This window comes from Natronococcus sp. A-GB1, assembly GCF_029688845.1.
Lineage (GTDB): Archaea > Halobacteriota > Halobacteria > Halobacteriales > Natrialbaceae > Natronococcus.
In genome coordinates, this window is the sequence record NZ_JARUKW010000040.1 from 1 (window position 1) to 9261 (window position 9261).

Here is a 9261-nt window from a genome sequence, read left to right on the forward strand (position 1 = left end):
ATCATCCGTATATCTCGGAATGATATGCCAATGGAGGTGAGGAATCGTTTGGCCTGCTGTAGCACCATTATTGAGACCGATATTTGTTGCATCAGGCTCGTATTCCGCAGATATCCTCTCGTGAGCCCGTTCAAGGAATTCGTAAATGCGAGTGTCATCCAACTCTTCAAAACCTTCTACGTGGGTCTTCGGGATAACGAGCGAGTGGCCCTCGGTTACTGGATACTTATCAAGGAAGCAGATATAGTCCTCATCCTCTAACAGAATGGTAGCTTCAGCATCTCCATCTGCGATCTGACAAAATAGACACTCTGTAGTGTTAGCCATTGAACTTCTATCGACAATTTTCACCCACGATCCTATATCTTCTGTAGAAATATCCGTCTCCGTGGCAAACTATATTTTCAATCAAACTGATTGACTTAGTCGTGACCGCGAATCACTGGGAACCTATCCTGCAGGAGCTCGAGGAGATGCCCACCAATCCATCTTAGGAAATTATCTCTCCTTCTCGAAACTGTAGCACATTTTTATAACTAGAATTGAATTAACTACTATGAGCGAACGATCGATCTGGCTCTTTAATATCAAACCCAATAATTGGCGTCAATGTGTTGATGGCCCTCCTGACGAGGAAGTCCACAAGGGCCATATTGGAAGTCCATGGCATGGACTCTCAAAACATATCTCTTGGATGGCCGACCGAATGAACGAGGGAGAGTTAGCACTCGTTCGGCAAAGCGGTGAAGGGGTAATGGGTATCTGGGAGATAGCCGAGATCTCTACAGTTGACTCACAAGAGGAGCATAACTGGGAAGGAGAGTATGATCAGTTTGTGTATTGCCGTGCTCTACATAGAGAATTAGATAATCCTCTGGACGATACAGAGTTCTTTGAGGGAAGAGACTATGCACGGTTCAACAACGGCGCGAATAATCTCAGTGATGATGACGCAGAAACCTTTCTCTCTCACCTCGAGCAACATTCCGGCTTGACTGAAGAAGCTGCTGACCGTATCCATCTTGAACTACAGTTCCTCCAAGGCCCGGAGGAAAACTCCAACGATTCATCTGAAAGACAATTAATTGACGACGAGATTCTCACAGAGACTGCACCATACTACTGGGTCAACCAGAGCAACAATCCCGAGGAAATTGAGGACGGATATCTCCAGGCACCTCGTACCGATTTCCAGAACTACGATCTACAGAAACTTGAGATCGGTGACATCGTCTTCAACTACCACGATGCGGCCATCATCGGATACTCGGAAGTCACCACTCCGGCCTATCTGGTGACCGAGGACGGAGAGGAACACCGTCAGGTGGACGTCGAGGTAACCGAGTTCGACGAACCGATACCGTTCGCGGAGGTGTTCGCCTACCTGATCAGAGAGGACGTCCGACTGGAGCGCTATTACCCAATCAATGAAGCAGGCATCAACCAGCAGTATCTGTTCAATCTCTCAGAAAAAGCAGGGGAGCACCTTCTAGCTCAGGGGTCCAGGACAGACTCTTCAGAGAACCAGGAAGGGAGCACCTTTAGCGACAGTACACTCCCGAGTCAGAATACGACTCTAAGCCTTTCTGAACTATTTGAACGTGTTTTGTCTACGTATCCGGTCGAACAAATCGGAGAAGGGCTAACCGCTCACGAAGCACGAACCGATATCGAACAGCGGATTCCAGAGGCAATTAGAGAGCTGCTCCCCAATCACAAAATAGAGATAAAGTCATCGGCAGGAAAGGGCCGATGGACCTCAATTCCCTGGGTAGCAGTGATGGATCCTCGAGAGACGACACGGATCCAAGAAGGGACCTATGTCGTCTATTTGTTCGAACCACAAGAGGATCGAGTTACGCTGACTCTGAACCAGGGGGTTACAGCTCTCAAGAACGACGTCGGAATCAAAGAAGCACGTCAGCAGCTCACATCGACCGCAGAAAAAGTACGAAAAGAAATTGACTCCGAAGGATTCGCTGCTGGCCCTCTACAGTTCCCTTATGCCTCTCAGCGAAACAAGCTATACGGACCAGGAACGATACTCTACCAACAATACTCGCTAGAAAATCTCCCGTCTGATGAAGTTCTAAGAGACGATCTCCATAACCTTGTCAGGGAATATCAAGAATACATCCAAGCTACTACTAAACAAACACCTCTGATAAATGCCGGTAACAACCGATCTGATGTTGGCCGGATAGCAGAACGAACGAATCACGATCCATCCACGTCCCCAACCGTCTACCAAGTCCCAGTCAAGACCGGCCAAAACCCGATCCGCACAAACTTCCAACGCACCGTCCTGAACGACGTCCCTCGAGAACCGCTCGAGGAAATTACCGAGATCCCAATCGACCAGGAGGAACTGCGCGTCTGGGGGAACCGAGAGGACACCCCAGCGGACATTGGCGACTACCTTCTCTTTGCCGACAGAGATGGACGACGAAGCGGCCAGTACACGATCCTCTCTCGAGTCGCCCACGCAACAATCCTCGAACCGGAAGCAGCAATGGCGTTCACGGACGCCATTGGCTGGGGTGAGGCAATCGATGCGACGTTCCACCATATCCTGTTTCTCGATCCGGTATACGAAGCTGACCTCGACCGAGAAACGTTCTGGGAGACGCTTGGGTTCAAGGGGTGGCCAAACGACACGTACAGCGCTATCAATTTCGATCGGAGTGGCTCGAATTTCGACTCTGAATACCAGTCGATTCCAGAGTTCCTCGAGCAAATCAAGGGCGACCAACTATACCCCAAACCGGCGCCTGCGGCTGAGGATAACCCCGTGACACAAAACACTGAGCCCACAACCGACGCCGTCCCCGAGAACCCCGACCACCCACTCCTCAAACGCACACTCGAGGACGACACCACAGTCTACAAGTTCACCGCACCACCCGATTACTGGCTGACCGTCTTCGAGTACACGGCCCTTTCGTTCCAACCAGCGGACAAAGATCGCTGGGAACAACCAGATCCCGGCGATGTCATACTCTTCCATTCCAGACAGGATCCAAGCTGGGAGGACCTCTCTCCCCGAGAGAGCGCTCTCATCGGAGCCGGGATCATCCAGGACCGAACCACCAAACCCAACAACAAAAACTGGTGGTACGACGAACACGAAGGCGGCCCAAAGGGCAACTCCTTCCCGTACCTGCTCACCTTCAGCAGACTGTTCGCAACGGGGGACCTCGAGAAGACTGATACAACCAAACAAATCACCGACAAAGACCCAGAAACGGTCGATGCCGAACTCGAGGCCCTCCTCACAAACAGCCTCCCGTTCGAGCGAGCAGACACCATCTGCCGCCAGATCAGTGACACCGGCTTCCCCCGCCACCGTCTCCTCGAGTCACTGCCCACAGACAAAGGAATAGCACTCCTCAATGCACTCACCACTACACTCGAAGAAGTCCCGGCCATCGCCCTCGACAAGAACCTCACCACCCCCATCAACTCAAACAAAATCCTCGAGGACCTCCACTTCCAGGACAACATAGCCAACCAGATCCTCGAGCAGATCTCCACAGCCCTCCGCTCGAACAAACACATCCTGCTTACCGGCCCACCCGGAACCGGAAAAACAGAAATAGCCGAACGCGTCTGCGATTACCTCACCGACACCCACCCCTACCTCTACACCGATTTCGAGATGACTACAGCCACCGCCGACTGGTCGACGTTCGACACCGTCGGCGGCTACATGCCCAACGAATCCAGCGACAACGACCAGAACCTCTCGTTCACGCCAGGGATCGTTCTCAACCGCCTCAAGGACCGTCAAAACGAAACACAGGCCAACGACCTGCTCGTGGTCGACGAACTCAACCGCGCAGACATCGACAAAGCGTTCGGCCAACTCTTCACACTCCTCTCCGGACAATCGGTCCAACTCCCCTACACCGTCAACGACCACGAAATCGAACTCACGACCCACGCCGACCTCGAGGGCACTGCACAACCCCACCAGTACGTCGTGCCCAACTCGTGGCGCATCTTCGCGACGATGAACGCTTACGACAAGACCTCGCTGTACGAGATGAGCTACGCGTTCATGCGCCGCTTTGCCTTCATCCGCGTCCCTGCCCCCGACCTCGAAGCCACCACAGAAACCGACAACCCTGCAGCGGAACTCATCCACGAGTACGCCGACGTCTGGGGCCTCGAGATCACTCAACAAGAAGCGCAAGCGGTCGGCCGCGTCTGGCAGAAAACGAACACCGCGGTCGACGAACGAGCGATCGGCCCGGCGATCATCAAGGACGTCCTCCAGTACGTCACGCTCCACACCGATGACCTCGAGTATCACCTCACCCAGGCCGTCATCAGCTACATCTTTCCACAGCTCGAGGGCGTCCCAAAACGGAAAACCATCGTCCGAGAGCTCACCAACGTCCCGGACATCAAACCAGAGTTACTCAAAGACGCCGCCCAGGAGATGCTCCAGGTACCCCTCACAGCAAATGAATAGAGACGAACTCCTCGGTCAGCTCACCGAGGATATCCTCGCCTACGCAATGCGAGGCTCGTTCCCCCAACAGGAACTCGCCCGCTCGCTCAAACCGGAACAGCTGGACGAGCGTTTCGAGGAGTACGAACTCCTGCTGGATCTCCACTTCATCCTGCAAGAGGACGTCGTCGAGTTCGTCCGGAACCTCTCCGGACATCTCCGCAGCATCCGCACCGAAACCCGGACGACCTCACGAACGCGACGTGGCACGGTCGACGGGCGGATCAACTGGGGCGACACGATCAAGAAACGCTACTCACAGTACCCTCGAGACAACTCGATTTTCGTCTGCGACAATCGCTCCGAGGACTACGATATCCCGGAAAACATCGTTCTCAAGCAACTGATCTCGATCATCCACCGTACAATCCGAGAGGCAGAGGAGTACCTCCGTGCAGACTACGACTGGGTCTCCGAGACCTGGAAGGGCAGCGACGACCTGATCGACGAACTCCAGCGCATCGTCGAACGCAACGTCCACGTTCGCCGGATCCGCGAGCCCGACACCTACGAACCGACCGAGCGGATGCTCACGACGGCCGCCAACTCCCGGCAGGAGGTGTATCGTACGGCCGCCTCGCTGCTGCGAACGCGCCAGCGATTGTTCGATGGCGACGCCGATGCGATCCGCCAACTGCTCGAGCAGACCGCAATCGCACCGGACGATACGGATTCGCTGTTCGAACTGTTCGTACTCTTCCGGTTCATCGCGACGATCGAAGACCTCCGCGAGAGCATGCCGCAGTTCCAGACGATCGCAACCGACCGGCAGGAAGTCGCTCGGTTCGATGGCGACCAGGAGATCGTTCTCTACCACGACAACTCCGCCCGGGATCGGAACCTGTCGTTCACAGCGGTTCCCGATGACGATGAGGACAGCCAGTCCCGGACCGACAGGGTCCAACGTGTCGCCAAGGAGGTCGCTGGCAACTACTTCGACAAAGAGTATCAGGACCACACCGGACGGCCAGACGTGATCGTCCTCGAGATCATCTCCGAAGACGGCGACCACGAGTACCTGATTGTCGAAGTCAAAAACAGCGCCAACGAGGACACGATTCGACGCGGGATCAAGGAGACACTCGAGTATCTCGCCTTCTTGCGTCTCAACGAGGAGTACGTCTTCGGACGCGATACTGAGGAATACTTTGGCTCTGGGTGGAACGGACTGCTCGTGGTTCAGGATCTTCAGCGGGAGACGGCGTCGCTCGAGGAACAGGCCGAGAGTGAGATCAAGATTCTGCAGGCCGCCGAACTCGAGAATCAGCTAGCACAGGTCCTCAAACGAAAGTTGTGAGTCCGCAAAGCATACCTCGAGTACCGTCAGTTACGAGTGCAGATCCTCGATGAACCGGAACCCGTTGATGAAGGTGACCGAGTCTCCATATCCCTCACTTGCCAAGATAGTTTCAGCCCCTTCGCCGGCAGCAATATCAGTTGTATAGATATAGATATCGGCCGCTGCGCCTGCACTGAGACGCTGAGCGGCTAGCGCAGCGAGGGCGGCATCAGCACGTTCGACCTCGTCCGCTGGGCGATCGTCAGCGTTCGCGATGTACCGCTGGACGCCATCCATCGCTCGTGAGACGACAGGCTCGGAGAACTCGAGTGGCGGTGCGACCGTTATCCATCCTTCCTCAATCGCCGTGTCAACTGGCGGCATCTGGGCGTTAGACTCGTGAGCTACGAGTTCGTCGTACACCCGTTTCGGGAGAACAAAGGTAATATTGTTGCGACGAACGAATCGCTGGACGGCTTTGTACCGGGTGTTTGATGGCTGCCCCATGGCAACGAACAGACCGGTGTCGACGATATGATGCGTACTCACGCGTTGTGGTCGTCGATGTCAATCGCATCAAGCGACGCTCCCGAATCCTCGATTTCGTAGTGCTCGTGCACGATGGGCCGGAGTGCCTGAAGCACAATCTCCGCAGCCAGCGGCGAAATTTCGAGATCCTGGGCCATCAGCCGATGAGTTACTTCTCCGCATTCTCGTGCAACGGCATAGGTGAGTGCTGTCGCGAGTCCGTCGACACCGTGGCGGTCGATGTAGGTATCGATGTCACCGTTAGTTTCGCGGCGGCCAACAGCGTCGATCAGGACCGGTGTGATCGTATACTTGCGATTGCCACCAGCTGCCGTCACGGTGAGATCGATCTCACGGGCGGCATACTGTCGAGGCTGTTCCTCTCGCGTCATCTCGAGGACACCAGCGTCGACGAGCCGGTTGACGTAGGTGTACGCCGTTCCCTGTGCGAACTCGAGTTCGTCGATAACCTCTTGGACGGTAGCTTCGCCCTCGCGAGCAACGTACGCGTACAGCTGGGCCAGTTGTGGTTCCTCGAGGAGGTCCGCGACCGAGAGGAAGTCACGAACGATGTCACCGTCAGTCCGCTTCGAAGTGCGTGACATGGATTCTATCTGATTACAGTTTACAGCGAAGCAGTAAAGAGTGTTTGGACTACTCCGTCGGGTCGATACCAGGCGTCTCTTTGATGAGCAACCGAATTGGACTTAAATACCGTCGTGACTATCGTCTCATCGACTGGGTCTAGCTCTGATTGAAAGCAGCCCAAATCAACGAGGAGTACTCGAGTCCAGCTAGAACGGGCTGCTTGTCGTCTATGACCTGCAACACGGGACAGCGTTACTCGAAGAGCAAGCCGAAAGCGAAATCAAGATTCTGCAGACTACCGAACTCGAGAACCATCTAGCACTGGTCCTCGAGCGAAAATTGTGAGTGGATAGTTGCTGCGAGGGAAGGGATGGTATGCACTATGTGTGAAATCAACCCTCCGGATTGAGCGCCATATTAAATATAGTATTCGACAAACCAAGCACAACCGACTGCCGAGTCGACTCTCAAAACCCCTCCAGTCACATCTCACTGAGAACCTGTCGACACGCTGTAGACCCGGTCTATCGCCTCATCGTAGAGTTCGTCAATAGTCGCGATCAGCTCCTCGTTCTCAATAACCAAATCGACGAACGCGTCCTGTAGCGCTGCAACGTACGCGTCGAAGAAGTCCTCGTGAGCGTCAACATCGATATCGTACGTCGCCTCGATCATATTCCGCTTGTTGCCCGTAACCTCCGCAGACGAGGGAAGCAAATCATCGATCACAGGCTTATTCTCATAAAACGAATCCGCGAACGCATCGATAAACGCCTGATCGTTCGCGCCCATATTTCGGAAGTATACCTTCAGTGTTTGCCCACCAACCGCGAGATCACGATTCCGCCCTAGCCGGTGATGAAATCCAATCCGAACGTCGTTACGGTCATCCGGCCGCTCGTAAATCATCCCCTCTAGCTCGTCCGTGTGTCGCCACCAGCCGTCCTTGAAAATCATCCCCCAGTCCGAGCTGCTCGAGCGAAACTTCCAGCTTTGACTCCCCGTTTTACTTTCGAGTTCGACAGCAATCACGTCCTCTTGGAAGTTCGAGTACGTGCCAAGCCCGTCCCGTTCGAGCGCTTCGCCCAGCTGTCGTCCCCACTCATCAGTGAAGTCGTTCCAGCGACTGTCGAACGTGTCGCTAACGTCTTTGATCGCCTCGTAGTGCTCGAGGTACAGTGCTATCTTCTCCTGGGTGTTCTCTTGCTGGTCGGTCATTCCTGTGATGTGCTGGATATCGTCGTTGAACTCGCGTAGCTGTGCAACTGTCCGCTGTGGATATCGGGAGGCGTTCTCGAGTAGAAACGGCTGTAACACCTCACTCGAGAACGTCTTCCACGTCCAATTCGTAAACTGTGCCTCGTTTGCCTGTGGCCGATCGTGCCGGTAGAGATAGAGATAGTACGTTCCAGACTCGTAGTCGGTCTTTGGCCGACCGCCCACATGAGTCGCCTCCTGATAGTAGAATTCCGTCTGAGTATCTGGTGCTGAGAACTTCAGTTCGATCATGAGGAACCACTCGTTGGGCACCTCGATCACCAGATCGACAATACCTGTCGACACTGCTTCTCCATCCTCTACCGTCTGGACTCGTACCTGATCGTCGACGACTACATCCGAGAGGTCGTGGATATCCTCCTGGAAGCCACATTCTGCCGGCAGTCCATCGAGAACCGCTCGCAGGAACTCCGTCCCCATCCCATGTGGTTCCTCAGGATCGAGAAAGTACGCCAGCAATCGATTGACGTACACCTCTGCCTTTCTTTGGCTATCCAGCGAATACTCGATTACGTTCATCAGCGAACGAGGCGATTCGGGAATGGCTGTGACTTGTTCCCATCTTTGCTCGAGTGTTCGCAAGTCACCCTCCAGCGTATCGTTCGATTGCATCTATTTACTCACGGCTATGACTATCACAGACCAAAATGAAACTTTCCTAGCAGACGAGCGGCGATTTTCGACTACCTACGTCACAGAACGAACTCATCTCTCTGAACTCAAGACAACCACCACTGAAGCAGTCGTGTGATAAGAGGACCACCAGCCTCTCGAGAGTACCTTACTCGGATTTTTGTGCAGGATACCATGACCGCTGTTCTAAACGGGCTAACCCCTTCTTTTGCAGAGACCGAAGCGCACTCTGTACACTCGTTCTCTCATCACTCCACGACTCGGTCCACTCGATTGGAGAGTCATCGAATGATGCTGCAGTGCGATGAACGCTTCGCAAAGCCCACCCAGGATGCTTCAATACTGCTGCGAGGACGAAGAGCTCTGTTTCCGAGAGATCCAGATCTGTAGCTTCTACTGTACCCTCTGTTGCAAGTTCTTCGGCCGTTTTCAAGATATC

Annotated in this window: 7 protein-coding genes; 2 read left to right on the forward strand and 5 right to left on the reverse strand. The window is 54.2% G+C overall.

Going from position 1 to position 9261, the window contains the following annotated elements; all coding sequences use genetic code 11:
* On the reverse strand, nucleotides 1-351 hold a 351-nt coding region (locus QA600_RS22475), incomplete at its 3' end, for an HIT family protein (RefSeq protein WP_278294169.1).
* 403 nt (nucleotides 352-754) lie between these two features.
* On the opposite strand from QA600_RS22475, the gene QA600_RS22480 reads away from it, so the two are divergent.
* Nucleotides 755-4477 carry a DUF3578 domain-containing protein gene (locus tag QA600_RS22480; protein WP_278294170.1) on the forward strand — a complete coding sequence of 1241 codons (3723 nt, stop codon included), beginning with the start codon at nucleotides 755-757 and terminating at the stop codon, nucleotides 4475-4477.
* Nucleotides 4470-5813 (forward strand): hypothetical protein, encoded by a 1344-nt coding sequence (locus QA600_RS22485; RefSeq protein WP_278294171.1) that lies wholly within the window; start codon nucleotides 4470-4472, stop codon nucleotides 5811-5813. Before QA600_RS22480 ends, QA600_RS22485 begins: the two co-directional genes overlap by 8 nt.
* Nucleotides 5814-5843: 30 nt before the next feature.
* Here QA600_RS22485 and QA600_RS22490 read toward each other — a convergent pair whose 3' ends face one another.
* The 4 genes from QA600_RS22490 to QA600_RS22505 all read right to left on the reverse strand — a co-directional run.
* Entirely contained in the window at nucleotides 5844-6344 is a 501-nt protein-coding gene (locus QA600_RS22490; RefSeq protein ID WP_278294172.1) for a hypothetical protein, read from the reverse strand.
* Nucleotides 6341-6928 carry a helix-turn-helix domain-containing protein gene (locus QA600_RS22495; RefSeq protein WP_278294173.1) on the reverse strand — a complete coding sequence of 196 codons (588 nt, stop codon included), beginning with the start codon at nucleotides 6926-6928 and terminating at the stop codon, nucleotides 6341-6343. The genes QA600_RS22490 and QA600_RS22495 overlap by 4 nt, the downstream gene beginning before the upstream one ends.
* Before the next feature lie 472 nt (nucleotides 6929-7400).
* The gene (locus QA600_RS22500) at nucleotides 7401-8708 is read right to left on the reverse strand and encodes a PD-(D/E)XK nuclease family protein (RefSeq protein WP_278294174.1); all 1308 of its coding nucleotides are present in this window, start codon (nucleotides 8706-8708) and stop codon (nucleotides 7401-7403) included.
* 262 nt (nucleotides 8709-8970) lie between these two features.
* Nucleotides 8971-9261, reverse strand: a 291-nt coding sequence (locus QA600_RS22505) for a hypothetical protein (RefSeq protein ID WP_278294175.1), incomplete at its 5' end; no start/stop codon positions are given.